Genomic DNA, 239 nt, shown 5'->3' on the forward strand with positions numbered 1-239 from the left:
GGCTATTACGCTGCTTACAGACGTGATATTGATGCCGTACAAGCCAGCGGTCTAACGCGCTTGGTCATGCTCTATGCTCTACCGATTGAGCTCCTCGCCTACATCCTCAGCACGCCACGCGCTGAAGTGATGACCGCAGGCCCTATCGCAGTGTTGATCTGCTTCGCCATGATTGGCGGGTTTGGGCTGATCTTTGGCGTCTTACACGGTATTTTCCGCTTTCCACGCCGCGAAGCAGC

Annotated in this window: 1 protein-coding gene; it reads left to right on the top strand. The window is 55.6% G+C overall.

Translation table 11 applies throughout. The annotated features are described in order from the left end of the window. A partial coding sequence (locus KB213_RS12305; protein ID WP_249110582.1) for an AEC family transporter occupies window positions 1-239 on the top strand: 239 nt, incomplete at both ends.

It is taken from the genome of Neokomagataea anthophila (assembly GCF_018122595.1).
GTDB classification, from domain to species: domain Bacteria; phylum Pseudomonadota; class Alphaproteobacteria; order Acetobacterales; family Acetobacteraceae; genus Gluconobacter; species Gluconobacter anthophilus.